This window comes from Novosphingobium sp. FSW06-99 (genome assembly GCF_001519065.1).
Lineage (GTDB): Bacteria > Pseudomonadota > Alphaproteobacteria > Sphingomonadales > Sphingomonadaceae > Novosphingobium.
Window position 1 is genome coordinate 58548 of record NZ_KQ954255.1, and the last position, 25874, is coordinate 84421.

Here is a 25874-nt window from a genome sequence, read left to right on the forward strand (position 1 = left end):
TTCGGTCATCCGCCGGATGTTGCACCCGTGGCATTGGATATTGCTGGCGCGGCTGCGTTGGATCGACCTTTTAATGTTGATCTGACTGGTTTGGCAATTTTGGCTTTGGTGCTTGGTCTACTGAATGTCGGCCATCACGCAGTCAGTCGGCGGATCAAATGGACGGCTTACGGTTTGGTGCCATTGGCGGTTTTGCCGCTTCCTGTGTTGCTTCGCAGCGTGGGAATAGTTGCCTATCCCGATGCCGCTATGGTTAGCGTCACGGTTTTTGCGGCAATCCGCCTGTGGCAAAAGCGCATTCGCCGCGTGCAGCACACCAGCTCTTCGGGTCTGCCCAACATGTTGGCGCTGTCCAACAGCGTTCTGCCGGTCGGCTGCGATGTGGTGGTTGCCACGATCGCGCGTTATGAGGAAATCCTCGCCACGCTGCCGCAGGATCTGCATGGCGAATGCGCGCGCCAGATTGCCCGCCGCATCGCGGTCGGTTGCGGTGCAGGCGAAATCTATCACTCCGATGGCGGTCACTTTGCCTGGGTTGAAGAGGCGCGTCCGCTCGATATGCAATTGAGCCATCTCGAAGGGCTGCGCGCGCTGTTCGCCGCGCCCCTGCAAGTCGGGCCGCACACTTTCGACACCAACATCCACTTCGGGCTGGATCGCAACGAAGGGGTCGAAACCGCCACGCGCGTCAATTCCGCGTTGGCCAGCGCCAACGAGGCCTTGTCGAGCGGCCGCGTGATCGAACTGTTCGAGGCGCAGCGGCTGGCCGAGGCGCCGTGGGAACTGTCGCTCCACGCGCGCATCGACGAAGGCTTGCGCAACGGCGACATCTGGCTGGCGTTCCAGTCGCAATGGGACATTGCCAGCAACCGCATCTGCGGCGCCGAAGCGCTGATCCGCTGGAATCACCCGACGCGCGGACCGATCGCGCCCAATGCCTTTATCCTCCAGGCCGAACGCGCCGGCCGCATCGATGCCTTGACTTATTGGGTGCTCGATCAGGCGATCGTGGCCGCGCTGGCGATCAATGCGCGCGGCGAACGCTTTCAGATGAGCGTCAACTTGTCGGGCCAGATGGTCGACAAGCCCGACCTGGTCAAGAATTTCGCCGACATCGCCCTGCGGCGCGGGATCGATCCCGGCCTGATCACCATCGAAGTGACCGAAACCAGCAGCGTCGGCAATCGCCCGGCCGCCGTCCACAACCTGACCCGGTTGCGCCAGATCGGGTTTCGCCTGTCGATCGACGATTTCGGGACAGGCGAAGCCTCGCTGACGTATCTGGCCGACTTGCCCAGCGACGAGTTGAAACTCGACCGCCGGTTTGTTTCGCGCATCACCGACAGCCATCGTGAACGCGCGATCGTCGCCAGCACGATCGGGCTGGCGCATGCGCTGGGACAGACTGTGGTGGCCGAAGGGATCGAGGACGCGGCCACGCTGGCGCTGCTGCGCGACATGGGCTGCGACCATGCGCAAGGTTTCTACCTGGGGCGGCCCCAGCCGTTCGCCGTGTTCGAGCGCGAGTACGAGGCGCGCTACCACCGGGAGTTCGGTCGCGTTTAGAACTTGTTAACCACTTCATTGAATGGTAAATAATGTCCTCCACCGTGGATGGAGGACATAACATGAAGAAGAAACCGCAGACTCGCGGAAGCCTTTGGGGCTGGCTGCTCGGCACCAACCCCTAAGCTTTTGGCTCTGCTGCCACACAAATTGCCCGGTTTCCGTGGCGTTTGAGTGCAGCGAAAAAGTTGGGAAAGCCCGCGCTTCGCGCGGGCTTTTTCGTTTGTGCGGCCTGAGGGTCGCGAATCACGGTTAACGAAATGAACGCGGGTGGCCGATCACGAATCGACCTGACCTCGATCCTCGTCTCATTTCGGGACTGTGAAATGCGGCCAACCGGGCAACGTTAACCCGTTGCGATCAATCGTCGCCGTGGCCCAGTGCCAGATAATCGCGCGATTGCATTTCCATCAGTCGGCTGACCGTGCGATCAAACGCAAAGCGGGCTTCGTCATCGCCGCCCCGGCTGGTGTCGTAGAGCGCGGCGGGCTCGGCCGCCGCCGTCGCGATCAGCTTGACCTTGTGTTCGTACAGCGCGTCGATCAGCGTGATGAAACGCATCGTCTCGTTGCGTCGTTCGGGCCCCAGCAGCGGGATCGCGACCAGGATCACGGTGTGGTATTTGCGCGCGATCGCCAGATAGTCGGGCGTGCCGCGTGCCTCGACACACAGCCGCTTGAAACTGAACACCGCCACGCCCTTCAGGCTCTTTGGTACATGCAGCGTGCGTCCGACCCCGACATCGAGTTCGGCCGAGGGCACATTGGCGCTGTCTTCGGGGGGGTAATCGGTCAGGCGGAAAAACGCCTCGCGCACTTGCGCGGTGGCGGCATCGCCCACCGGGGTATGCCAGGTGCCGACGCCCTGCATGCGGTCCATGCGATAATCGGTCGGGCCGTTGAGCCCCAGCACATCGAGCCGGTCCTTGATCAGCGCGATGAACGGCAGGAAGTGTTCGCGGTTCAACCCGTCCTTGTACAAGTCGGTCGGCGCGCGGTTCGACGTGGTAACGATGACCACGCTGTGGCGTTCGATCAGCGCGGTGAACAGCCGGCTCATGATCATCGCATCGGCGCTGTTGTTGACGACCATCTCGTCGAACGCCAGCACCCGCGCGTCTGCCGCCAGCGCGGCGGCCACCGGCAGGATCGGATCGCCGACTTCCTTCTTGCGCTCTTCGTGCAGGCGCGCATGCACATCGAGCATGAATTCGTGGAAATGCACCCGGCGCTTGGCGGTGATCGCCAGATTGTCGTGGAACAGGTCCATCAGCATCGATTTGCCGCGCCCGACACTGCCCCACAGATAGACTCCGCGCGGGGGCGGGGCGGCCTTGCGTGAAAACAGTCGCCCGACCAGGCTCATCGCCGGGACGGGATGTTCCAGCTCCTGCTGCAAGCGGTCGAGCCGCGCGGCAGCGGCGGCCTGTTCGGGATCGGGGCGCAATTCGCCCGCCGCAACGAGCTGCGCATAACGATCGCTGACCCGCATTCAGCGTGCCGAAGGTTTGCGCACGGTGCCGTTGTAGGCGGCGACAAGATGGCCGTCCTGTTCGACCGTGCCGCGCAGGAACACCAGCCGCCGTGTTTCGCGCAGCACTTCGCACACGGCATCGAGCGGTTGGCCGATCCGGCCCGCGCCGATGAACTGGGTCGACAGATCGAGCGTCACCGATCCGCCCGCATCGCCATCGAGCAGCAGGCGGATCGCGGCAAACAGCGATATGTCGATCAACGCCAGCGTGACCCCACCATGCACCGCATCGAGCAGATTGCTGTGCTGCACCGCCGGAAACATCCGCAACCGCGCCTGGCGCGCGCCGCCCGGTGCGGTCTCTTCACGCACCAGCAGCCGACCCATCGTCTGCGCGTTGAAACGGGTCTGGTCGGCCAGATCCCAGCTATCCCAGCCGGGATGATCTGCCGCCGGCCGGCGCACGAAATCGGGCGTTGATTCTGTCACGATCGTGGCGCCGCGATCAGATCGCGCGTTCGGCCTGCATTTTCTTGATTTCGCCGATCGCATGCGCCGGTGACAGCCCCTTGGGGCAGACATTGGCGCAGTTCATGATCGTGTGGCAGCGATAGAGCCGGAACGGATCTTCCAGTTCGTCGAGCCGTTCGCCGGTCATTTCGTCGCGGCTGTCGGCCAGCCAGCGATAGGCCTGCAGCAGGATCGCCGGGCCGAGGAACTTGTCCGAATTCCACCAGTAGCTGGGGCACGAGGTCGAACAGCACGCGCACAGGATGCATTCGTACAACCCGTCAAGCTTTTCGCGCTGTTCGGGACTTTGCAGCCGTTCTTTGCCCGATGGCGTGGGCGAAACCGTCTGCAGCCAGGGGCGAATCGAGGCGTATTGCGCATAGAAATGGGTGAAATCGGGGACCAGGTCCTTGATCACTTCCATATGCGGCAGCGGCGTGATGCGCACTTCGCCCTTCAGATCCTCGATCGCGGTGGTGCAGGCCAGGCCGTTGCGACCGTTGATGTTCATCGCGCACGATCCGCAGATGCCTTCGCGGCACGACCGGCGGAACGTCAGCGTGGGGTCCTGATCCGATTTCATTTTGATCAGCGCGTCGAGCACCATCGGACCGCACTGGTCGAGATCGATGTCGAAGGTGTCATAGCGCGGGTTTTCGCCGCTGTCGGGGTCATAGCGATAGACCTTGAACTTCCGCACCCGGCCACTCGTCGGCGCGGCGTGATGCCGGGCCTTGCCCGTGATCGTGGAATTCTTCGGAAGACTGAAAGTCGCCATGACCAAACCCTTTTGCGATGCGGCCTTTCGCCCGATGCCTTGCCGCACGTGCGAACGTTTGAATGTGTCCTTAGCGCAACCGGCGCAAGGGGCAAGCGTCTGATCGTGCAATCAGCCTGGCAGGTGTGGCGCCGACCAGCGCAATTCGTCGAGGAAAGGCGAATGCGCGCGCGCGGCCGCCCGCGCATCGGGATCTAGCGTGGCCAGCAGCAGCGACTCGTCATGTTCCGCCCGCGCACGCACCACCCCGTCGGGCCCGACGATCGCCGAGCGTCCGTCAAAGCGATAGCCGTGTTCGGTGCCGGACCGGTTGGCAAAGGCCAGCCACACCCCGTTTTCGAGCGCGCGCACGCGAATCACCGCTTCGGCCACCAGCGGAAATTCATCGCCCGCGGCGGTCGGCGCCAGCACCAGATCGGCGCCGCGCAGCGCCAGATCGCGCACGGTTTCGGGAAATTCGGTGTCGTAACAGATTGAAAATCCGATCCGCCAGCCGCGATATTCGGCAATCGCGCTGGGCATGGTTCCGGCGGCGAATAGCGCGCGTTCGTAATCGGACCAGAGATTGACCTTGCGATAGGTCAGCAGGGTGGTGCCATCGGGCGCGATCAGCCGCACGGTGTTAAACCGCTGCCCTTCGGCCAGTTCCGGATATCCATAGGCAATCGCCAGGCCGTGCCGCCGGGCCAGTGCGGCGATCCGGTTTTGCCGATCACCATCGGCCTGATCGCTGGCGTCGGCCACCGCACTGGCATCGAAATAGCCACTGGTCCACAATTCGGGCAGCACCAGCAGATCGGCCTGCGCCAGCGCGCCGCTGTCGAGCAGCGCGGCCAGGCGGTCGATCATGGCATCGGGCTGGCCGCAGGCGCCGGGCTGTTGCCACAAGGCAAGGCGAAGTGGGGGTTTGGAGTAGGTCATCGTTCAATCACCGGGCGTCCGCCCGATCGTCCACCCGGCGAGGGCTGAACGATCGGGCAGATGGCTCCTGGTCACTCGCCGAAGGTGCGCTGCCACCAGCCGCGCCGGGGCGAGGCGGGTGCATCGACCGGTGCGGTTTCGCCGTCGCTTGCCGGTTCGGATTCGGCAGCAGGCTCGACGGCGGTTTCGGTCACGATTTCAACGACTGCTTCGGCCGGCGCGGCGTCGGCTTTCTTGCGGCGCGCGCGCTTGGGCTTGGCCGGGGCCTCGACCTCAGCTTCAACGACGGCAGCTTCAACCACGACGTCAACCGGCGCAGACGCTTCGGCCTGTTCGATGTCGGCTTTCTTGCGACGGCCACGCTTGGGCTTGGCCGGTGCTTCGGCTTCGACCGGGGCTTCTGCTTCGACCACGACTTCGATCGGGGCAGGGGCCTCGATCACCGCTTCGGGTGCGACCGCGTCGGCCTTTTTGCGACGGCTGCGCTTGGGCTTGGCCGGCGCCTCGGGCAATGCTTCGGCAGCGACCGGTTCGGCTTCGACAGCGACAGGCGCCGCTTCGTCACCGCTTGCCGTATCGGCCTGCGCGTCATCACCGTCATCCGCTTCGTCAGCCGATTCATCGCCCTGCGCGTCACCAACCGGCGACCCGTCGCGATTGCGACGGCGCCGATTGCGGCGACGCCGCTTGCGACGGCCTTCACCGCCAGCCTCATCACCGTTTTCGACCGCAGTTGCGGCTGCGCCCTCGCTGGCCGGCTCGTCCTCGTCGGCTTCGTCACCGCCCTCTTCGCCGCTGCCGGCTTCGCGGGGGGTGTCGCCATCTTCGCGACGGTCGCGGTTGCGGCCACGACGGCGGCGACGGCGCTTGCGACGGCTGGCGTCGCCTGCGCTTTCGCCGCCTTCACGCGGGGTGTCGCGATCGGTGTCGTCTTCGGCTTCGTCCTCTTCGTCCTCTTCCTCGTCCTCGATCAGGTCGTCTTCGACGGGTTCGAGGATCGGTTCGAAGCGCGGTGTGAACTCGGGCCGGGGCCCGCGCGAGGCGACGCGCATCTTGGCGCCTTCGTTCTCGCCTTCGGGGATCACTTCAACCGTGACGCCATAGCGCGCCTCGATCTCGGCCAGATCGCCGCGCTTGGCGTTGAGCACGTAGATCGCCGCTTCCTGGCTGGCATAGAGCGTGATGACGTTGCCCTTGCCCTTGGCGGCTTCGTCCTCGATCATGCGCAGCGCCGACAGCCCGGCCGACGAGGCGGTGCGAACCAGCCCCGACCCGTCGCAGTGCGGGCAGCCGCGGGTGGTCGCTTCGAGCACGCCGGTGCGCAACCGCTGGCGGCTCATTTCCATGAGGCCAAAGCCCGAAATGCGCCCGACCTGGATGCGCGCCCGATCGTCCTTGAGCGCGTCCTTCATCGCCTTTTCGACTTTGCGGACGTTCGATCCGTATTCCATGTCGATAAAGTCGATCACGACCAGCCCGGCCATGTCGCGCAGGCGCAATTGGCGGGCGATTTCGCGCGCGGCTTCGAGGTTGGTCGACACCGCGGTCGCCTCGATGCCGTGTTCCTTGGTCGAACGGCCCGAGTTGATGTCGATCGATACCAGTGCTTCGGTAGGGTTGATCACCAGATAGCCGCCGCTGCGCAATTGCACCACGGGGTCATACATCGCGGTCAACTGGTCCTCGGCGCCATAGCGCTGGAACAGCGGGACGGGATCGGCATATGGCCGCACGCGCTTGGCGTGGCTGGGCATCAGCAGCTTCATGAAGTCCTTGGCGGCGCGATAGCCGCCTTCGCCTTCGACCACGACTTCTTCGATGTCGCGGTTATAGATGTCGCGGATCGCGCGCTTGATCAGGTCGCTGTCCGAATGGATCAGCGCCGGGGCGACCGAACGGATGGTGTTTTCGCGAATCTCGTCCCACAGCCGCGCCAGATAGTCGAAATCGCGCTTGATCTCGGTCTTGGTGCGTTGCAGCCCCGCGGTGCGCACGATGCAGCTCATCGTTTTGGGCAGCGCCAGTTCGGCAATGATCGATTTCAGCCGCTTGCGGTCGGATGCCGAATTGATCTTGCGGCTGATCCCGCCGCCATGGCTGGAATTGGGCATGAGCACGCAATAACGACCGGCCAGGCTGAGATAAGTGGTCAGCGCCGCGCCCTTGTTGCCCCGTTCTTCCTTGACCACCTGGACCAGCAGCACCTGGCGGCGCTGGATCACATCCTGGATCTTGTAACGGCGGCGCAGCGCCAGGCGGCGCGCGCGCAGCTCATCGGCTTCCTTGGCCTGGCCACGGCTCTGGCGACGGCGGCCACGGCCCCGGCGCTGACCATTTTCGGCCTCGCCTTCGCCATGATCGCCATGCGCGGTGTCATGCTGATCGCCGTCTTCGCTGTCGTGGTCGAATTCGTTGTCGATCACCCCGCCTTCGATCGTCGAGACCTGGTGCTTGTCGCCGTTGTCGACTTCGGTCACGCCCTCTTCGAACGAATCCGGCCCGTCAAAGCCGCCTTCGCCATAGTCTTCGTCGTCATCCTCGTCGGCGGCGCGCAGCGCGGCCTCTTCTTCGGCGTGACGCGCTTCTTCGGCGAGCAGGGCTTCGCGATCCTCCTTGGGGATCTGATAGTAATCCGGATGGATTTCGCTGAAGGCCAGAAAACCGTGGCGATTGCCACCAAAATCAACAAAAGCTGCCTGCAACGAGGGTTCGACCCGCGTTACTTTGGCAAGATAGATATTGCCCTTGATTTGCTTGTGGTCGGCAGATTCGAAATCGAATTCTTCAATCCGGTTGCCTTTGAGCACCGCCACCCGGGTTTCTTCGGGGTGGCGCGCATCGATAAGCATGCGCGTTGTCATCAAATAATCTCCAGCCGCGCGGCCGCGGGACGTATCCCGGGATCTGGGCGCGGTATATTGCTGAGGCGCGACCGCGCGTGCCGAACAAGGTTGTTCCGGCGTGGCGGTTCGCGAATGCGGGTTTGCCGGTTCGGAGCGCGGGCACAGGCCCGTTGTGCTCGCCGCCCGGCGGCGGTTGGTGTGCATCTGCTGAAACAACGCTGCGCGGCGACAGGCGCGCAAGCCAGGCTTTGCCATTATCCGGCGTCATGTCGAACATCGGCAAACCGCCGCAGATCGGCAAAACGCCGAAATTCCAACCGCGAAGGGCCCCCGTGGGGCGCTTCGTCAGGCTGGAAATACGGCTCGTCATTTCGGCATCAACCTTTGGCGCAGGCAAGGGGCACGCCAATCCGTGCCTTTTTCCCGCGCATTCACAACCGGTTCATCCTGCCAACGGACTTCTCTCGCCACATTTGCCCGAACAGGGCGTCATATGTGGCTGGTTCCGATGCGGGCATTCCCCGGTATTGGGCTTGCTAGCACTGCAAATGCAAAGCAGCAATTAAAACTCGCGCGCGACTGTAACCGGACCGGCGCCTTTTTTGTGCCGGATCAGTCGAAGGACTGCATTGCGCTGCTGTCACGCTTGCCGCAAAGGAACTTTCGGGCAAAGGGCGCGTGGGACATACGGTTGCCGGATGGGCGTGTCAGGGTCAGATTTCAGGCCGAATTTGCGGGGCAGCGGGCTGCGCGGACGGATGGCGATCGGCGCGATCGCGGCCGGCTTTGTCGTGCCTCTGCTGGTGCTGGGTCTGTGGTTGCACCACGCCATGACCGGGCGCACCGCGATGCCGGCCTATGTCGTGCGGTTGACCCTGCCCGACGGAGCGCGGCCGATCGGGTTGCCGCCGATCGAGGGCCCGGCCGATGCCAGCCGTCCGCTGGTGGTGATCGATGCCGGGCATGGCGGGCGTGATCCGGGCGCCGGCGGGCCGGGTGGGGCGCATGAAAAGACGCTGGCCCTGGCGCTGGCGCTGGCGGTGCGCGATGCGCTGCTGGCCGACGGTCGGGTGCGTGTGGCCCTGACCCGGTCGGATGATCGGTATCTGGTCTTGCCCGAACGCTCGGGCATCGCGCAACGGTTGCACGCCGATCTGTTCCTGTCGATCCACGCCGATGCGGTCGATGGCGCCGATGCCACCGGGGCGACCGTCTATACGCTGTCCGACAAAGGCTCCGACGCGCTGGCCGATGCGGCGGCGGCACACGAAAACCGGGTCGATACCGTCAACGGCGTGGCGCTGGGCGGACAGAACGACGCGGTCTCGCAATTCCTGGTCGATCTTTCGCAACAGCGCATGCGCACGCAAAGCCTGGCGTTCGCCGCGCTGATCCGGCGCGAGGGTGACGGGCATTTCCGGTTTCGCCAGCAACCGCTGCAACAGGCGGCCTTCGTGGTGCTCAAATCGCTCGATCTGCCCTCGGTGCTGCTTGAGGCCGGCTATATCAGCAGCCCCGAAGACGTGCGCGAGATGCAGTCGCGCGCCTGGCGCGACGAATTCGGCAAGGCGGTGGCACACGCGATCGAGATTTTCCTCGCCAGCCAGGCCACGGCCCCGAGCGGATGATGGCGCACCGTCCGTTCCGCCCGCGCGCCGGTAAACGTTGTGCGCACCCGTCAGTGCCATTTTGCAAATCGCCGAACCTGCTTTAAAGCCCCGCGACGATGGCCAACGATACCCCGCCCGACGACACCCCGCCGCAAGACCCGACCGAGCCCGGTCCCGTGTCCTTTCGCCTGCGCCGCCATGGTTCGGGCTGGATCAGGCGTGTGTGGCACGGGGTTGGCGGGCGGCGCTGGTCGCGCTGGCTGGCGGTTTCGGTGCTGGTGCTGGCGCTGCTTTACGGGGCGCTGTGGGTGCTGGTCCTGCGCAGTCTGCCCAGCGCCGACAAGTTGCTGACCTATCAGCCGCCGTTGCCGACAATGGTGCGCGGCAACGATGGTGAAATCGTCTCGTCCTATGCGCGCGAACGGCGTGTCGAGCTGCGCTTTGTCGATTTTCCCCAACCGCTGATCGGGGCGTTCCTGTCGGCGGAAGACAAGTCGTTCTTTTCGCACCACGGCGTCGATATCACCGGTCTGGCCGGGGCGGCGATCGACTATGCGACCAAGCTCGGCACCGGTGCACGGTCGCGCGGCGGGTCGACGATCACCCAGCAGGTGGCCAAGAACCTGTTGATCGGCAATGAATATTCGTTTGGGCGCAAGTTCAAGGAGATGCTCCTGGCGTTGCGCATCGAATCGCTGCTGACCAAACAGCAGATCCTCGAACTCTATCTCAACGAAATCGCGCTCGGGCGGCAGAGCTTTGGCGTGCAGGCAGCGGCGCGCGCCTATTTCGACAAGGACGTCGGCGATCTCAACCTGCAGCAAGTGGCGTTTCTGGCCATCCTGCCCAAGGCACCCGAGGATTACGGACGCGCCAAATCGGCCGACAAGGCGATGGCGCGGCGCAACTGGGTGCTCGATCAGATGGTCAAGAATGGCTATGTCTCTCGCATCCAGGCCGATGCGGCCAAGGCGCAACCGCTCGGGCTGGTGCCGCGCCATGCCGACAACTACACCAATGACGCGGGCTATTTCCTTGAAGAAGTGCGCCGCCAACTGATCGACCAGTTCGGTGAAAACGCCGATGACGGCCCCAACAGCGTCTATGCCGGCGGGCTGTGGGTGCGCACTTCGCTCGATCCGAAACTGCAGACCGCCGCGCAGGATTCGCTGCGCGCCGGGCTGTTGCGCTATGCTGCCGGGCACGGCTGGCACGGCCCGATCGCCACGGTCGATCCGGCGCACTGGCAGGGCGAACTGATCGGCAGCAACATTTCGATCCGCTATCTCGACTGGCGCGTAGGGGTCATCCTGGAACGCGCGGGCTCGGCCGGGCGGATCGGTTTTGCCGATGGCAGCACGGGCGATGTGTCGGGGCTGTTCGACACGATCAGACCTGGCGACGTGGTTGCGGTGGCCCCCAACGGCGGGGATTGGGCGCTGCGCATCATTCCCGAAGTATCGGGCGGGATGGTCGTGCAGGATCCTGAAAATGGCCGGGTGCTGGCAATGCAGGGCGGGTTCGACGCGCATCTGGGCTCGTTCAACCGTGCGACCCAGGCCAATCGCCAGCCCGGTTCGGCGATCAAGCCGTTTGTCTATGCGACCGCGCTCGACAATGGCATGACCCCGGCCTCGATCGTGCTCGACGGCACGTTCTGCGTCTATCAGGGGGCCGCGCTGGGACAGAAATGCTTCAAGAACTTTGGCGATGAAGGCGGCGGTGGCAGCCACACCATGCGCTGGGGGCTGGAACAGTCGCGCAACCTGATGACCGTGCGCATCGCCAACGATATCGGCATGGAAAAAGTCGTGCGCACGATCAAGGCGGTCGGCATTGGCAATTATGCGCCTTATCTGTCGATGGCGCTGGGCGCGGGCGACACCACGGTGGCGCGCATGGTCAATGCTTATGGCGCGCTGGCCGATCATGGCCGCCTGCACGACCAGACGCTGGTCGATTATGTGCAGGATCGCAACGGCAAGGTGATCTGGCGCGCCGACAAGCGCGCCTGCGACACCTGCAACATGGCGCAGTGGGACGGGCGGGCGATGCCCCGGTTCAAGCCGACCGGGCGCCAGGCGATCGATCCGCGCACGGCCTATCAGGTGGTGCATATGCTAGAAGGGGTGATCGTGCGCGGCACGGCGGCATCCTTGCGCGATCTCGATCTGCCGCTGTTCGGCAAGACCGGTACGACCACCGGGCCGACCAACGTGTGGTTCGTCGGCGGATCGCCGCGCATCATCGCCGGAATCTATCTGGGTTATGATCAGCCGCGCAGCCTGGGCGGCTATGCCCAGGGCGGGCGCGTGGCCGCACCGGTGTTCAGGCAATTCGTGCAGGAAACGCGCGATCAGTGGCATCCGATCCCGTTTGTTGCCCCCGAAGGCGTGCGGATGGCCAAGATCGACCGGGTTTCGGGCAAGCACGTGTTCGAAGGCACCCCCGATGATCGCGACCCCAAGGCAGCGGTGATCTGGGAGGCGTTCAAGCCCGACAGCGAGCCGCGCCGTACCAGCCGCGATCTGCAGGTATCGACGCGCGAAGCCGTGCTCGATGCGCTGCGCAAGGCCTATGCCGCGCGCTATGGCGCCGCCGCCGGAGCGGTCGACGACACCGGCGAAGATCAGGGCACGGTCTATTGATGGTCTGTGCCCTGCCTTTTCGGGCAGGCCATCTCTGCGCTTGAGAGCACGTGCAACTGTGGTATCGCTGCGGGCATGATCAAGCATCCCATCGCTGCGGCCGCTGCCGCGCTTTCGCTCGCGCTGGCTCCGCTGGCGGCCCATGCCGAACTCGCCGTGGGAACCACCGCGCCCGATTTCAGCACGCAGGGCGCGCTGGCCGGAAAGCCGCTGCCGGTTTCGCTCAGGGCGCTGCTCGCAAAGGGCGCGGTGGTGCTCTATTTCTATCCCAAGGCGTTTACCCAGGGCTGCACGCTGGAAGCGCATGCCTTTGCCGATGCCAGCGCCGATTTCGCCAGGGCCGGGGCCACCGTGGTCGGCATGTCGAACGACGGGATCGAATCGCTGGAAAAGTTTTCCTCGCTCGAATGCCGTGACAAGTTCACCGTGGCTTCGGCATCGCCCGATGTGATCAAGGCCTATGACGTGCCGCTGATCGCCAATGGCAAGGACACTGGCCTGTCGAGCCGCACCAGCTATGTGATCACCCCCGATGGCAAGATCGCGTTCGCGCATACCGACATGGATTGGCACAGCCATGTCGAACAGACGCTGGCCGTGGTGCAAAAGCTGAACCACGAACACTGACGCCGCGCCACGGGTGGCCCGGCCATGCGCGGCGCCAGGCTGGCGCCGCGCATAGAGATTCGCATTGCGAATTTTCCAAGAGGTTCTAAGCGGCGCAGCTTGTCGTTGTCTTGACCCGGCCGCGTGGCCGGATGGTGGAGTGTAAACTGTCATGCGTGCCGAAGGGCAGGCCCATATCGATCGCATCGAAAGCGCACTGGCGCTGGTCCGCAAGTTTCTCGACTGGGACCGCGCGGTGCGGCGGCTGGACGAACTCAATGCGCGGGTCGAGGATCCGCGGCTGTGGGACGATCCCAAGCAGGCCGAGACCGTGATGCGCGAACGCCGCCGGCTGGAAGCGTCGATCGGCACCGTCAACCAGATCGGCCAGGAAATGGCCGATGCCATCGAATTCATCGAACTGGGCGAAGCCGAAGGCGACGATGCGATCGTCGCCGAAGGGCTGGAAACACTGGCGGCGCTGGCCAACCGCGCCGATGCTGACAAAGTCCAGGCGCTGCTGGCGGGCGAAGCCGATGCCAACAACGCGTTTCTTGAAGTCCATGCCGGGGCAGGTGGCACCGAAAGCCAGGACTGGGCCGAAATGTTGCAGCGGATGTACACCCGCTGGGGCGAACGCCACGGTTACAAAGTCGAACTGGTCGACTATCACGCGGGCGAAGCCGCCGGCATCAAGAGCGCCACGCTGCTGATCAAGGGCGAAAACGCCTATGGCTATGCCAAGACCGAAAGCGGCGTTCACCGACTGGTCCGGATCAGTCCTTATGACAGCTCGGCGCGGCGGCACACCTCGTTCAGCTCGATCTGGGTCTATCCCGAAATCGATGACAACATCGATATCGATATCAACCCGGCCGATCTGAAAGTGGATACCTATCGCGCCTCGGGCGCGGGCGGCCAGCACATCAACACCACCGATTCGGCGGTGCGGATCACCCACGTCCCCAGCGGGATCATCGTCGCCAGCCAGCAGGACCGCAGCCAGCACAAGAACCGCGCCACCGCGATGGGCATGCTGCGCGCCCGGCTGTACGAGGCTGAACTGGCCAAACGCGAAGCCGTCGCCAGTAGCGACTATGCTGCCAAGACCGAAATCGGCTGGGGTCACCAGATCCGTTCCTACGTCTTGCAGCCTTATCAGCAGGTCAAGGATCTGCGCACCGGGGTGGTTTCGACCAATCCGGGCGAAGTGCTCGATGGTGCGCTCGATCCGTTCATGGCCGCCGCGCTGTCGCAACGCGTGACCGGCGAAAAGGTGGCCGTGTCAGACGATGATTGAGCGTGATCGGTTCGGCTCAATTTTGTCAAAAAAAAGGCAATGCTCTTTGCGCTTTGATACATTTGCGCCTAACTTGTGCGCCAACGGCGGCCCGGTGGGGTAACAAGGCGGCCGATCGCAAGGGTTGTGGGGCTGCGGGCCGGATCGCTGGATTCCGGCGGTGGCAGGGTTGAAAGTGTGATATGTCTGTTTTCAAAGGTTTGAAGCCCATTGTTTACGGAGGACGCGAAGTCTGGCCGCTGATCGAGGGGGGCAAGGGGGTTGCCGCCACCAATCATGCGAGTTCGGGCGCCTGGGCGGCGGCGGGTGGAATCGGCACGGTCAGCGCGGTGAATGCCGACAGCTACGATCCGACCGGCAAGATCGTGCCCCAGCTCTATCCTCAGCTCACGCGGCGCGAACGCCATGAGCAACTGATCCGCTATGCCATCGACGGCGCGGTTGAGCAGGTGCAGCGCGCGCACGAGATTTCCGGCGGCCAGGGCGCGATCAACATCAACGTGCTGTGGGAAATGGGCGGGGCGCAGGCCGTGCTCGAAGGCGTGCTGGAAAAGACCCGTGGCCTGGTCACCGGGGTCACCTGCGGCGCGGGCATGCCCTACAAGCTGTCGGAAATCGCCGCCCGCTTCAATGTGAATTACCTGCCGATCGTGTCATCGGGCCGCGCGTTCCGCGCGCTGTGGAAACGCGCCTACCACAAAGTGGCGCATCTGCTGGCGGCGGTGGTCTATGAAGACCCCTGGCTGGCCGGCGGGCACAACGGGCTGTCCAACGCCGAAGACCCGCGCAAGCCCGAGGATCCCTATCCCCGCGTCAAGGCGCTGCGCGACACGATGCGCGCCGAAGGCGTGTCGGACGACGTGCCGATCATCATGGCCGGTGGCGTATGGTTCCTGCGCGAATGGAACAACTGGATCGACAATCCCGATCTTGGCGCGATCGCCTTTCAGTTCGGCACGCGGCCCTTGTTGACTGAGGAAAGCCCTATCCCGCAGGCGTGGAAGGATCATCTGCGCGAACTCGATCCGGGCGATGTGCTGCTTCACCGCTTTTCGCCGACGGGATTCTATTCCTCGGCGGTGCGCAATCCGTTCCTGCGCAGCCTTGAAGCGCGCAGCGAACGCCAGATTCCCTATTCGCGCGTATCTGCGGGCGAACACACCGTGCAACTCGATGTCGGCGTGCGTGGCAAGAATTTCTGGGTGACGCCGGTCGATCTCGATCGCGCGCGCGGCTGGGCGGCGCAAGGGTTCGAACATGCCTTGCGCACTCCCGATGATACGGTGGTGTTCGTTTCGGGCGCCGAACGCGATACCATTCGCGTCGATCAGGCCGATTGCATGGGCTGCCTGTCGCATTGCGGATTTTCCTCGTGGAAAGACCACGATGACTATTCGACCGGGCGACTGGCCGATCCGCGCAGTTTCTGCATCCAAAAGACGCTGCAGGACATCGCGCATGGCGGCGATATCCAGCAGAACCTGATGTTTGCCGGGCATGCCGCCTATCGCTTCAAGCAGGACCCGTTCTATTCCAACAACTTCACCCCGACGGTGAAGCAACTGGTCGATCGCATCCTGACCGGCGACTGAGTATCACCCCGCGTCTGACGGGGCGGTCTCGGCGGCTTCGCTGATGCGCATCGGCACGACCATCGCCACCATCAGGGCGGCAATGGCAGTGCCGATCGCGCTCCACGCCACCACCACGCCCGCGCCGATCGCCTGGGCGATCACCTGGCGCACCGGGCCCATGCCGTGGGCATAGCCGCCGCCGCCCAGCGTTCCGGCGATCAGCGGCGCGGCCAGCATCGCCCCGGCCAGCCCGCCGACGCCATGCACCGCCACCAGACCGACCGCATCGTCGATCAGCGCGGCGCGCAGCAGGCGCGCGGCCGACCACGCGGCCAGCGCGCCGACCACGCCCGCCACCATCGCAGCGCCCGGTGCCATCGCCTGTGCGGCGGCGCTGGCTGCGACCAACCCGGCCAGCGCACCGCTTGTCAGACCGGTGGGGCCGGGCCGCCCCAGGGTGATCGCGTCGATCAGCAGCCATACCAGCGCCCCGGCGGCGGCGGCGGCCTGCAGGTTGATCAGCGCCGATCCTGCATCGTCGCTCGCCGCCAGGGTTGCCCCGGCGGTCAACGCCATCAGCGCGATCCAGATCATGCCGGTGCCGGCCAGTGCCAGCGCGGGCGCGTGGCCGGGCGCGGTTTCGGCCCCGGCGAAGCGGGCGCGCCGCCCCAGCAACAGCGTGATCACCAGCGCAGACACGCCGACAGCGCCATGCACCACCAGCGCGCCGCCATAGTCGACCGTGCCCAGACGCGCCGCCAGCCAGCCGCCACCCCAGATCCAGTGCGCCAGTGGCGCATAGACCAGAATGCTCCACAACCCGGCGAACGGCACGATCCATGCAAGATTGCCACGTTCGGCCCAGGCCCCGGTCAACAATGTGCCCGCCAGCACGGCAAAGCCCAGTTGCAACAGCACGAACACCACTTCGGGTACCGCGCTGTCGCCGCGCACATTGGCAAGGTCGATCAGCATCCATGCGTTGCCGCCACCCAGCCAGCCGTTGGAAACCGCGCCGAATGCCAGCGTGTAGCCGACCAGCACCCATAGCAGCGAAACCGCCGCCGCAATCGCCCCGACTTCGGTTGCCAGCGCAGCAAACGCGCGCGCGCGCACCTGGCCGCCCACGGCCAGCACCACGCCCGGCACGATCATCGCCAGCGCCAGCAAACCGGCGCCGAGCACGAAAGCGGTGTCGCCGCTGTCGACCACCGCTTCGGCGGCCTCGGCTTGCGCGTGCGCCAGGGCAGGGGCCAGCGCGAGCGCCAGGCCGATGAACAGCGATGTGTGATGCTTGGTCATGTCCGCCCCCTCATGCCCCAGACATGCTTAAAGTATTGCTAGCGCCATCCTTCGAGCACCTGGTCGGGTGGGCGATGGCCATCGGCCCAGAAACGGATATTGGCGATCACTTTCTCGCCCGAGGCGATCCGCCCTTCGACCGTGGCGCTGCCCATATGCGGCAGGATCGCGACATTGTGATGATCGCGCAGGCGTTGATCGACCACCGGTTCGTGTTCGAACACATCGAGCCCGGCACCGCCCAGATGGCCCGACATCAACGCGGCGATCATCGCGTCTTCCTCGACGATCTTGCCGCGCGCGGTGTTGATGATGAACGCGCCGGGCTTCATCAGCGCGATCCGCCGGGCATCGATCAGATGGTGCGTTTCGGGAGTGGCCGGACAATGCAGCGTCAGAATGTCGGCCTGGGCCAACAGGGTGTCGAGATCGGCCGCATAGTGTGCGCCGAGCATCGTTTCGAGCGCTTCGGGCGCGCGGTGGCGGCTGTGATAGACCACCGTCAGGCCAAACGCGCGGGCTCGATGGGCCACCGCCTGGCCGATGCGGCCCATGCCGACAATCCCCAGCACACGGCCGCCGACCCGGTGGCCCAGCAGGGTCGACGGCGCCCAGCCGTGCCATTGCCCGTTGCGCACCACGCGCCCGCCATAATTGAGTCGCCGCGTCACCGACAGGATCAGGGCCAGCGTCATGTCGGCGGTGTCGTCGGTGAATACGCCGGGCGTGTTGGTGACCATGATCTTGCGCGCGCGCGCCGCGCCCAGATCGATATGGTCGATCCCCGCGCCGAAATTGGCAATCAGCCGCAGCCGCCCGGGCGCCGCCGCGATCAGATCTGCATCGATCGTGTCGGTCACCGTGGGCACCAGCACGTCGGCATCGGCCATGGCCGCCGCCAGCGCGTCGCGGCTGAACGGATGATCGTCGGGATTGAGCACGACATCGAACAGTTCGGCCATGCGCGCCTCGGTTTCGGGCAGCAGACGCCGGGTGACGATGACGCGGGGCTTGCCCGCCACGCGGCGGGACGATGGCGGGATGGGGGCGGCGGTGGGCATGATGTTATCGCTATGCGCGTCGCGGGGCAGGGGTCAAGTGCGCTGTGTCGGCCATGCACGCGTGTCAGGCGGCTTGCCCTTGGCGCGCGATCCTGTATCGCAAGGGCGCGATGCATGTGACGATCCGCTCCACGATGATCCAGATAGGGCTGGCGGGTGCGCTGGTGCTTGGTCTGGCCGATATGGTGCTGTCCCGCGCCCATGCGGGAGAGCCCGAATCGGTGCCCTATTGGGCGTCGCTGCGTAACAGCCAGACCAACATGCGCGTCGGGCCGGGACGCGATTACCGCATCAACTGGATCTATGTGCGCGCGGGATTGCCGCTCAAGGTCTTGCGCGAAATGGAAGGCTGGGTGCTGGTCGAAGATCCCGACGGCGCGCGCGGCTGGATGCTGACGCAGTTTGTAGCGCGCAAGGCGCATACCGCGATCGTGCGCGGCGATGTCACAGATATCCGCGAAAACCGCGATGGATCGGGGCGTCTGATGTGGCGCGCAGAACCGGGCGTGATCGGACGCCTGGGCGATTGTGGCGGCGGGTGGTGCAAGATCGATATCGACGGGCGCCAGGGCTATATCCCGCAGACCGCGCTGTGGGGCGCAGGCCAGCCCTGATCCGCGCCGCGCAAATCGATCGCGGGCCGTTCCAACGTTAACAATTTGCTAAGCTGCGTGAACGAAGCTGTGCGGGCATGCGTTGGATGGTTTCGGTATGCGACAGCGCCTCGTTTCCCTTCGCTACCCGATTGCGTGGCCGGTGGCCCCGCCGCGTGAGGCGTCCGGCTGGATCGTCGCGCTGGGCTTTCTTGGCGCGCACCTCGTCTTGCCCCGGCTTGTGCCGGGCCTTGCCAAGCCGGTGTCGCTGGTCCTTCTGGCGCTGGCGCCATTGCTGGCGGCGGCGGCATGCCTGATGCACAGGCGCGGTCGGGGCTGGACCGCGCTGGTGGTGGCGCTGGGCCTGTGGTCGGGCGGAATGGTTGCCGATCTGTACGAATATCTGGTGCCTGGTACCGCGTCGGGCGAAACCAGTCTGAGCATGCTGCTGTTCGTGCTCTATGGCGTGCCGATCATTTTCACCACTGCCAGTCCCGCCAGCGAACATTGGCCGGTGCGCGTGGTCGATGCCGTGCTGGCCCTGGCGCTGGGGCTGCTGTTTTTCGTACATACACTGTCTTATGCTACGATGGCGGGTTCCAGCCCCGATGGCGCCGCCAATCTGCGGCTGATGTTCGACATCGAGAACCTGTTTGTGGTCGGTTTCGCGCTGATGCGGTTTGTCACCAGCCGCGCGCCGCACGATCGCGACTTGTTCGGGGTGCTGTCGCTGTTTGCGGCGGCCTACATGGTGGTTGCGGCCTATATCAACCACATGCAGGAAACCGCCGATTATGGCGGGATGGTCGACATTTTGATCGATCTGCCGTTCATCGTGCTGCTGTTGCTGGTCTGGCGACGGCCGGGGCCGCGCCACGACAGGGCCGGGCTGTCTGCATCGCACGAGCGGCTGGCGCAGGCGGTCAGTCCGCTGATGCTGCCCGCCACGTTGCTGGCCGTCGCGGCGGTGCTGCTGCACGCGCATCCACGCTGGGCGGTGGCCGGTTTTGCCACCGCGACGCTGGTCTATGGCCTGCGCAATGTGCTGTCGCATCTGCGCAATCTTGCCGAGCGTGATCGGCTGTCGCTGCTATCGCAAAGCGACCCGCTGACCGCCTTGCCCAACCGGCGCAGGTTTGACGATGTGCTGTGTCGCGAATGGGCCCGCGCGCGCCGCGCCGACACCGGCCTGGCGCTGCTGATGATCGATATCGACCACTTCAAGCTGCTCAACGATACGATGGGCCATCCCCGTGGCGACCAGTACTTGTGCGCCGTTGCGGCCGCACTGGCGGGATGCGCCAGGCGGACATCCGATCTCGTTGCTCGCTATGGCGGAGAGGAATTCGTGGCGATCCTGCCCGCGACGAGCGCCGAACAGGCCGCCGAACTGGCCGAAATCATGCGCCTGCGCGTGCTGGATCTGGCGCTGGCATCACCCGCGCCGATCGGGCGGGTCAGTGTCAGCATCGGCGTCGGCCACCTTGCGCGGATCGGCGGCGAAGATCCCGAAACGCTGCTCGGATATGCCGATCGTGCGCTCTATGTGGCCAAGCACGATGGGCGCAACCGCGTCCGCACCCTGACGCTTGGGTCCTGATTGGCTCGGTCACGGATCGCGTACGACCCGTGACCGATGGCGCGATTACACCAGTTCGACCGCCACCGCCGTGGCTTCGCCACCGCCGATGCACAAGCTGGCCACGCCCTTTTTCAATCCGCGCGCCTTCAGTGCGCCGATCAGCGTGGTGACGATGCGCGCGCCCGAGGCGCCGATCGGGTGGCCGAGTGCGGTGGCGCCGCCGTTGACGTTGATCTTTTCATGCGGGATGCCGAGGTCGTGCATCGCGAACATTGCCACGCAGGCAAACGCCTCGTTGATTTCGAACAAGTCGACATCGCCGATCGACCAGCCCGCGCGCGCCAGCAGCTTGGTGATCGCGCCGACCGGGGCGGTGGTGAAATCCTTGGGTTCCTGCGCATGCGCGGCCAGCGCGATGACGCGCGCCACCGGGGTCAGCCCTTCGGCCTCGGCCACCGACTGGCGGGTGAGCACCAGTGCCGCCGCACCGTCCGAAATCGATGACGACGTTGCCGCGGTGATCGTGCCGTCCTTGGCAAAGGCGGGCTTGAGCGCGGGGATCTTTTCGGGCTTGCCCTTGCCGGGGGCTTCGTCGGTGTCGACGATCACGTCGCCGCTGCGCGACTTCACCGTGACCGGCGCGATTTCATCGACGAACCGGCCTTCGCTGACGGCGGCCTGGGCGCGGCGCAGCGATTCGATGGTGTAGCTATCCTGCGCCTCGCGGGTCAGTTGATAGTCATTGGCGGTGTCCTGCGCAAATGTGCCCATCGCGCGGCCCGGCTCATAGGCGTCTTCCAGCCCGTCGAGGAACATATGGTCATAGGCGGTGTCGTGGCCGATGCGCGCGCCCGAACGGTGCTTCTTGAGCAGATAGGGGGCATTGGTCATCGATTCCATGCCGCCGGTCACGACATAGTCGATCGAACCCGACGCCAGCGCTTCGGCGCCCATGATCAGCGTCTGCATGCCCGACCCGCAGACTTTGTTGACCGTGGTTGCCTGCACCGATCGGGGCAGGCCGGCCTTGATCGCGGCCTGACGGGCAGGGGCCTGGCCAAGCCCGGCGGGCAGCACGCAGCCCATATAGATGCGTTCGAACTTGTCGCCCGCCACGCCCGAGCGTTCGACGGCGGCCTTGACGGCGGTAGCCCCCAGATCGGTTGCCGAAACATCGGCCAATGAGCCCTGCATCGCGCCCATCGGGGTACGCGCATAAGACAGGATGACAACCGGATCGGCGGCGGAAAACTGGGCCATGGTACGATGTCCTTCGGTTCATGGAAGGCCTGCGACGGGCAGGCGTTCCGATGGTCTTTGATGCTTCAATAGAACTGCACCGCAGCATTTGCAATTCGACCGGAGGTCACCCCCCGACACGCGCCTTGCCATGCTGCACTGCCCAAAAAGGTTGGGGTCTGGCGGCAATTATGCGGTCCCTCCCACTTGCGCAGGGGACCCGGCGGGACTAGGGGCCGGGTCACAAACTTCAAAAGGCGAGTCAGCCCCTTGCTCGACCATACAACCCTCGATCAGACATCCTATCTGGCCGGATACCTGCCGATCCTTGTGTTTCTGGGTATCGCGCTGGCCTTGTCGTCGGCTTTTGTGTTCCTGCCGATCGGCGCGTCGCGCCTGACCGGCACGCACAACCCCGACCCCGAAAAGCTGTCCGAATATGAATGCGGGTTTCCCGCGTTCGAAGATCCGCGCAGCCAGTTCGATGTGCGGTTCTATCTGGTGGCGATCCTGTTCATCATCTTCGATCTCGAAGCCGCGTTCCTGTTTCCCTGGGCGGTCAGCCTGAAACAGACGCAATGGCTCGGCTGGTCGACGATGATGCTGTTCCTGTTCGAACTGGTGATTGGCTTTATCTATGCCTGGAAGAAGGGCGCGCTGGATTGGGAATGACTGATATGGCGACTTCTCCTCTCGTGGCCGGCGGCGCGGATCTTGTCGCGCCGAGCCAGGCGTTTTTCGACAGTCTCAATGCCGAAGTGTCGGACAAGGGCTTTCTGGTCACTTCGACCGAAGAGCTGTTCCAGTGGGCGCGCACCGGCTCGTTGTGGTGGATGACCTTCGGCCTGGCGTGCTGCGCGGTCGAGATGATCCACGTCAACATGCCACGTTATGACATGGAACGGTTCGGCGTCGCCCCGCGCGCATCGCCGCGCCAGTCCGACGTGATGATCGTGGCCGGCACGCTGTGCAACAAGATGGCTCCGGCTCTGCGCAAGGTCTATGACCAGATGTCGGATCCCAAATACGTGATCTCGATGGGCAGTTGCGCCAATGGCGGTGGCTATTACCACTACAGCTATTCGGTGGTGCGCGGGTGCGATCGCATCGTGCCGGTGGATATCTATGTGCCCGGCTGTCCGCCGACCGCCGAAGCGCTGCTCTATGGCGTGATGCAGTTGCAGCGGAAGATCCGCCGCGCCGGCACGCTGGAACGCTGACGGAAAGGCTGGCAAATGGCACAAGTGCTTCATTCCGCCCCGCGTTACTCTGCGTTCGACGGTGTGCTCGATGCGCTTTCCGCGCGGCTGGGCGATGAACTGATCGCATCGCGCGAAGAACATGGCGAGCTGGTGCTGACCGTGCGGCGCGACAGCGTCGAGGTGACGTTGCGCAGCCTGCGCGACGACGAGGCGTTCCAGCAGTTGATGGATATCGCGGGCGTCGATTATCCCGATCGCGCCGAACGGTTCGAAGTGGTCTATTGCCTGTTGTCGGTCACGCGCAACTTGCGCCTGATCGTCAAGGTGTCGACCGACGAGGCGACGCCGGTGCCGACGGTGACCACGCTGTGGCCCAACGCCGGCTGGTACGAACGCGAAGTCTACGACATGTTCGGCGTGCTGTTTGCGGGCAACACCGATCTGCGCCGCATCCTCACCGACTACGGTTTTCAGGGCCATCCCTTCCGCAAGGACTTTCCGCTCACCGGCTATGTCGAACTGCGCTATTCCGAAGAGGAAAAGCGCGTCGTTTACGAACCGGTGCGTCTGGCGCAGGATCTGCGCCAGTTTGACTATACCAGCCCGTGGGAAGGGCCGCACTATGTGCTGCCCGGCGACGAAAAGGCGGGGGACAAGGCATGAGCTTCAGCCTCGAACAATCGCCGACCACCGGCGATGACGTCATCACCAACTACACCATCAACTTCGGCCCGCAGCACCCGGCGGCGCACGGCGTGTTGCGCATGGTGATGGAACTGGATGGCGAAATCATTGAACGCATCGATCCGCATGTCGGCCTGCTGCATCGCGGCACCGAAAAGCTGATCGAGCACAAGACGTATCTGCAGGCGCTGCCCTATTTCGACCGGCTGGATTATTGTTCGCCGCTGGCGATGGAATATTCTTATGTGCTGGCCATCGAAAAGATGCTCAACATCGAGGTGCCGCTGCGCGCGCAATATCTGCGCGTGCTGTTCGCCGAACTGACGCGCATCTGCAACCACATGCTCAACCTGGGCAGTCATGTCATGGACGTCGGCGCGATGACGCCGAACCTGTGGCTGTTCGAAATCCGCGAAGACTGCCTGGTGTTCTTTGAACGCGCATCAGGCGCGCGCATGCATTCGGCGTGGTTCCGCCCCGGCGGGGTGCACCAGGATGTGCCGTTGAAGCTGTTGACCGATATCGGCGACTGGCTCGACACGCGGCTGCCGCAACTGTTCGACGATGCGATGAGCCTGGTGGTCGATAACCGCATCTTCAAGCAACGCAATGTCGATATCGCGGTGGTCGGCAAGGACGACGCGCTGGCCTGGGGTTTTTCCGGCCCGATGATCCGTGGCGCGGGCATCCCATGGGATCTGCGCAAGGCACAGCCCTATGATGTCTATGACCGGATGGATTTCGACATCCCGGTGGGCACCAATTCGGATTGCTATGACCGGTTCATGGTGCGCGTCGAAGAAGTTCGCCAGTCGGCCCGGATCATGAAGCAGTGTCTGGCGCAGATGCCCGAAGGCCCCATCGCATCGAGCGATCGCAAAGTTTCGCCCCCCAAGCGCGGCGAAATGAAAAGCTCGATGGAATCGCTGATCCATCACTTCAAGCTCTATACCGAAGGCTTTCACGTCCCGGCGGGCGAAGTCTATGTCGCGACCGAAAGCCCCAAGGGCGAATTCGGCGTCTATCTGGTCAGCGATGGCAGCAACAAGCCCTATCGCTGCAAGATCCGCCCGACCGCGTTTTCGCACCTGCAGGCGATGGATTTCATGAGCAAGGGGCACATGCTCCCCGATGCCACTGCCATCCTGGGCGCGATCGACGTGGTGTTCGGGGAGTGCGACCGGTGACGCGCGACATGCTGCGCCAGGTGTCGATCGTCGCGTGCCTGGCCGGGCTGGCGACGGCGGCGGTGTTCTTTGTCGCCACGTTCAACGGCACGCCCACCCCGCAATGGATGCCCATGCTGATCGCGATGGTCGGCGGGTTCGAGCTGGTGCAGTGGGGCCAGGGCCTGTGGTTCGCGCGGTCGAGGCGCCGGTCATGAGCCGGCTGGCAATCGCCACCGCGATGGTCGCGGCCTACAATGTCCAGGACGCCGATGCCTATGTCGCGTTCATGACCGACGACGCCTGCGAAGCGAGCTATCGCGGCGCAGTCGTGCGTGAGGGCAAGGAGGGCACGCGCACCGGGCTGACCGCGATGTTTGCGGAATTCCCGGACAATCGCGCCGAAATCCTCGCCGGCTGGGAACTGGGCGAATATGCCGTGCTGCACGAACGGGTGTTTCGCAGCAACGATGCCCAACCCTTTGAAGTCATGTCTGTTTACAGCTTCGTGGGCGACAAGTGCGCCCGCGTGGAGTTCATTCGCTAATGGCCGACCGTCATCCCGAACCCGATTCGCCAGAGCTTCGCGCCCGCTGGGGCCAGTTTGACTGGACCGGCGACAACGCGGCCAAGGCGAAAGAGATTGTGGCGCGCTATCCCGCCGGGCGCCAGCGCAGCGCGGTGATGCCGCTGCTCGATCTGGCGCAACGCCAGGTCGGTGCCGAAGAAAACACGCAAGGCTGGCTGCCGATCCCGGTGATCGAATTCGTGGCCAGATACCTCGACATGCCGGTGATCCGCGTGCTCGAAGTGGCGACGTTCTACACGATGTACAATATCGCGCCGATCGGCCGGTTCCATGTGCAGGTCTGCGGCACCACGCCGTGCATGTTGCGCGGGTCCGACGACATTCTGGCCGCGTGCAAGGCAAAGGGCCTGAAAAAGGGCCACACCACGCCCGATGGCCTGTTCTCGCTGACCGAAGTCGAATGCATGGGCAATTGCGCGTCGGCACCGATGGTGCAGATCAACGACGACAATTACGAAGACCTGACGGCGGACAGCATCACGCATATTCTCGACGAACTTGCCGCCGGGCGTCAGCCCAAGACCGGCACGCAATGGCCCGGACGGCACACCGTCGAACCGGTCGGCGCGCCGACTTCGCTGATCGCGATGGTCAGCGAAAACCATGATTATCGAGGGGAGTGGTAAG

At 64.5% G+C, this 25874-nt stretch carries 22 protein-coding genes and 1 pseudogene; 15 read left to right on the forward strand and 8 right to left on the reverse strand.

Annotated elements, in window-relative coordinates:
• The first annotated feature begins 249 nt into the window (after positions 1-249).
• On the forward strand, positions 250-1566 hold the full coding sequence (locus AQZ49_RS09160) for an EAL domain-containing protein (protein WP_082701674.1): 1317 nt from the start codon (positions 250-252) through the stop codon (positions 1564-1566).
• 360 nt (positions 1567-1926) lie between these two features.
• Here AQZ49_RS09160 and zapE read toward each other — a convergent pair whose 3' ends face one another.
• From zapE to AQZ49_RS09185, 5 genes are all read right to left on the reverse strand, one after another.
• Positions 1927-3057, reverse strand: coding sequence for a cell division protein ZapE (gene zapE / locus AQZ49_RS09165; RefSeq protein WP_067615001.1), 1131 nt, complete (start codon positions 3055-3057; stop codon positions 1927-1929).
• Complete coding sequence (locus AQZ49_RS09170; RefSeq protein WP_067615002.1) at positions 3058-3528, reverse strand: PaaI family thioesterase; 471 nt, start codon at positions 3526-3528, stop codon at positions 3058-3060.
• A 16-nt stretch (positions 3529-3544) separates the two neighbouring features.
• The gene (locus AQZ49_RS09175) at positions 3545-4327 is read right to left on the reverse strand and encodes a succinate dehydrogenase iron-sulfur subunit (protein ID WP_067615378.1); all 783 of its coding nucleotides are present in this window, start codon (positions 4325-4327) and stop codon (positions 3545-3547) included.
• 111 nt (positions 4328-4438) lie between these two features.
• A complete protein-coding gene (locus AQZ49_RS09180) occupies positions 4439-5248 on the reverse strand; it encodes a carbon-nitrogen hydrolase family protein (protein WP_067615003.1) in 810 nt (269 codons plus the stop codon).
• A gap of 71 nt (positions 5249-5319) precedes the next feature.
• Positions 5320-8109, reverse strand: a complete 2790-nt coding sequence (locus AQZ49_RS09185; RefSeq protein WP_067615004.1) for an Rne/Rng family ribonuclease — start codon at positions 8107-8109, stop codon at positions 5320-5322.
• A gap of 686 nt (positions 8110-8795) precedes the next feature.
• Between AQZ49_RS09185 and AQZ49_RS09190 the strand changes: the two genes are divergently transcribed.
• The 5 genes from AQZ49_RS09190 (at position 8796) to AQZ49_RS09210 (ending at position 15847) form a co-directional block, all read left to right on the forward strand.
• Entirely contained in the window at positions 8796-9719 is a 924-nt protein-coding gene (locus AQZ49_RS09190) for an N-acetylmuramoyl-L-alanine amidase family protein (protein ID WP_231739151.1), read from the forward strand.
• Positions 9720-9817: 98 nt separating this feature from the next.
• On the forward strand, positions 9818-12349 hold the full coding sequence (locus AQZ49_RS09195; RefSeq protein WP_067615006.1) for a penicillin-binding protein 1A: 2532 nt from the start codon (positions 9818-9820) through the stop codon (positions 12347-12349).
• Positions 12350-12424: 75 nt separating this feature from the next.
• Entirely contained in the window at positions 12425-12976 is a 552-nt protein-coding gene (locus tag AQZ49_RS09200; RefSeq protein WP_067615007.1) for a peroxiredoxin, read from the forward strand.
• A 151-nt stretch (positions 12977-13127) separates the two neighbouring features.
• Entirely contained in the window at positions 13128-14255 is a 1128-nt protein-coding gene (gene prfB, locus AQZ49_RS09205; RefSeq protein ID WP_067615008.1) for a peptide chain release factor 2, read from the forward strand.
• A gap of 182 nt (positions 14256-14437) precedes the next feature.
• Positions 14438-15847 carry an NAD(P)H-dependent flavin oxidoreductase gene (locus AQZ49_RS09210; protein ID WP_067615009.1) on the forward strand — a complete coding sequence of 470 codons (1410 nt, stop codon included), beginning with the start codon at positions 14438-14440 and terminating at the stop codon, positions 15845-15847.
• A gap of 3 nt (positions 15848-15850) precedes the next feature.
• Here AQZ49_RS09210 and AQZ49_RS09215 read toward each other — a convergent pair whose 3' ends face one another.
• Together AQZ49_RS09215 and AQZ49_RS09220 are read right to left on the reverse strand one after the other, a co-directional pair.
• Entirely contained in the window at positions 15851-17131 is a 1281-nt protein-coding gene (locus AQZ49_RS09215) for an ammonium transporter (RefSeq protein WP_067615010.1), read from the reverse strand.
• A gap of 38 nt (positions 17132-17169) precedes the next feature.
• A complete protein-coding gene (locus tag AQZ49_RS09220; RefSeq protein WP_082701676.1) occupies positions 17170-18192 on the reverse strand; it encodes a 2-hydroxyacid dehydrogenase in 1023 nt (340 codons plus the stop codon).
• Between the two features lie 116 nt (positions 18193-18308).
• Here AQZ49_RS09220 and AQZ49_RS09225 point away from each other — a divergent pair, with 116 nt between their 5' ends.
• Together AQZ49_RS09225 and AQZ49_RS09230 are read left to right on the forward strand one after the other, a co-directional pair.
• The gene (locus AQZ49_RS09225; RefSeq protein ID WP_231739152.1) at positions 18309-18806 is read left to right on the forward strand and encodes an SH3 domain-containing protein; all 498 of its coding nucleotides are present in this window, start codon (positions 18309-18311) and stop codon (positions 18804-18806) included.
• 142 nt (positions 18807-18948) lie between these two features.
• Positions 18949-20385 (forward strand): GGDEF domain-containing protein, encoded by a 1437-nt coding sequence (locus AQZ49_RS09230; RefSeq protein WP_067615011.1) that lies wholly within the window; start codon positions 18949-18951, stop codon positions 20383-20385.
• A 45-nt stretch (positions 20386-20430) separates the two neighbouring features.
• Here the strand turns inward: AQZ49_RS09230 and AQZ49_RS09235 are convergent, their stop codons facing one another.
• Complete coding sequence (locus AQZ49_RS09235) at positions 20431-21627, reverse strand: acetyl-CoA C-acyltransferase (RefSeq protein ID WP_067615012.1); 1197 nt, start codon at positions 21625-21627, stop codon at positions 20431-20433.
• A gap of 249 nt (positions 21628-21876) precedes the next feature.
• Here AQZ49_RS09235 and AQZ49_RS09240 point away from each other — a divergent pair, with 249 nt between their 5' ends.
• The 7 genes and pseudogenes from AQZ49_RS09240 (at position 21877) to AQZ49_RS09270 (ending at position 25873) form a co-directional block, all read left to right on the forward strand.
• A complete protein-coding gene (locus tag AQZ49_RS09240; RefSeq protein WP_231739153.1) occupies positions 21877-22278 on the forward strand; it encodes an NADH-quinone oxidoreductase subunit A in 402 nt (133 codons plus the stop codon).
• 5 nt (positions 22279-22283) lie between these two features.
• Positions 22284-22826, forward strand: a complete 543-nt coding sequence (locus AQZ49_RS09245) for a NuoB/complex I 20 kDa subunit family protein (protein WP_231739154.1) — start codon at positions 22284-22286, stop codon at positions 22824-22826.
• Positions 22827-22841: 15 nt separating this feature from the next.
• Positions 22842-23456, forward strand: a pseudogene (locus AQZ49_RS09250) (NADH-quinone oxidoreductase subunit C); the annotation flags it as partial.
• Between the two features lie 11 nt (positions 23457-23467).
• Positions 23468-24679 (forward strand): NADH-quinone oxidoreductase subunit D, encoded by a 1212-nt coding sequence (locus AQZ49_RS09255; protein WP_067615015.1) that lies wholly within the window; start codon positions 23468-23470, stop codon positions 24677-24679.
• On the forward strand, positions 24676-24876 hold the full coding sequence (locus AQZ49_RS09260) for a hypothetical protein (protein WP_156428225.1): 201 nt from the start codon (positions 24676-24678) through the stop codon (positions 24874-24876). The genes AQZ49_RS09255 and AQZ49_RS09260 overlap by 4 nt, the downstream gene beginning before the upstream one ends.
• Positions 24873-25205, forward strand: a complete 333-nt coding sequence (locus tag AQZ49_RS09265; RefSeq protein ID WP_067615017.1) for a nuclear transport factor 2 family protein — start codon at positions 24873-24875, stop codon at positions 25203-25205. Before AQZ49_RS09260 ends, AQZ49_RS09265 begins: the two co-directional genes overlap by 4 nt.
• A complete protein-coding gene (locus AQZ49_RS09270) occupies positions 25205-25873 on the forward strand; it encodes a complex I 24 kDa subunit family protein (protein WP_067615018.1) in 669 nt (222 codons plus the stop codon). Before AQZ49_RS09265 ends, AQZ49_RS09270 begins: the two co-directional genes overlap by 1 nt.
• Position 25874: the final 1 nt, after the last annotated feature.

Bases quoted from the DNA above. Each gene is read 5' to 3' on its own strand.
- AQZ49_RS09160 (WP_082701674.1), top strand. From the start codon at position 250: ATGGTTAGCGTCACGGTTTTTGCGGCAATCCGCCTGTGGCAAAAGCGC.
- zapE (WP_067615001.1), bottom strand. From the start codon at position 3,057: ATGCGGGTCAGCGATCGTTATGCGCAGCTCGTTGCGGCGGGCGAATTG.
- AQZ49_RS09175 (WP_067615378.1), bottom strand. From the start codon at position 4,327: ATGGCGACTTTCAGTCTTCCGAAGAATTCCACGATCACGGGCAAGGCC.
- AQZ49_RS09180 (WP_067615003.1), bottom strand. From the start codon at position 5,248: ATGACCTACTCCAAACCCCCACTTCGCCTTGCCTTGTGGCAACAGCCC.
- AQZ49_RS09185 (WP_067615004.1), bottom strand. From the start codon at position 8,109: ATGACAACGCGCATGCTTATCGATGCGCGCCACCCCGAAGAAACCCGG.
- AQZ49_RS09195 (WP_067615006.1), top strand. From the start codon at position 9,818: ATGGCCAACGATACCCCGCCCGACGACACCCCGCCGCAAGACCCGACC.
- AQZ49_RS09200 (WP_067615007.1), top strand. From the start codon at position 12,425: ATGATCAAGCATCCCATCGCTGCGGCCGCTGCCGCGCTTTCGCTCGCG.
- prfB (WP_067615008.1), top strand. From the start codon at position 13,128: ATGCGTGCCGAAGGGCAGGCCCATATCGATCGCATCGAAAGCGCACTG.
- AQZ49_RS09210 (WP_067615009.1), top strand. From the start codon at position 14,438: ATGTCTGTTTTCAAAGGTTTGAAGCCCATTGTTTACGGAGGACGCGAA.
- AQZ49_RS09215 (WP_067615010.1), bottom strand. From the start codon at position 17,131: ATGACCAAGCATCACACATCGCTGTTCATCGGCCTGGCGCTCGCGCTG.
- AQZ49_RS09220 (WP_082701676.1), bottom strand. From the start codon at position 18,192: ATGCCCACCGCCGCCCCCATCCCGCCATCGTCCCGCCGCGTGGCGGGC.
- AQZ49_RS09235 (WP_067615012.1), bottom strand. From the start codon at position 21,627: ATGGCCCAGTTTTCCGCCGCCGATCCGGTTGTCATCCTGTCTTATGCG.
- AQZ49_RS09245 (WP_231739154.1), top strand. From the start codon at position 22,284: ATGGCGACTTCTCCTCTCGTGGCCGGCGGCGCGGATCTTGTCGCGCCG.
- AQZ49_RS09255 (WP_067615015.1), top strand. From the start codon at position 23,468: ATGAGCTTCAGCCTCGAACAATCGCCGACCACCGGCGATGACGTCATC.
- AQZ49_RS09265 (WP_067615017.1), top strand. From the start codon at position 24,873: ATGAGCCGGCTGGCAATCGCCACCGCGATGGTCGCGGCCTACAATGTC.
- AQZ49_RS09270 (WP_067615018.1), top strand. From the start codon at position 25,205: ATGGCCGACCGTCATCCCGAACCCGATTCGCCAGAGCTTCGCGCCCGC.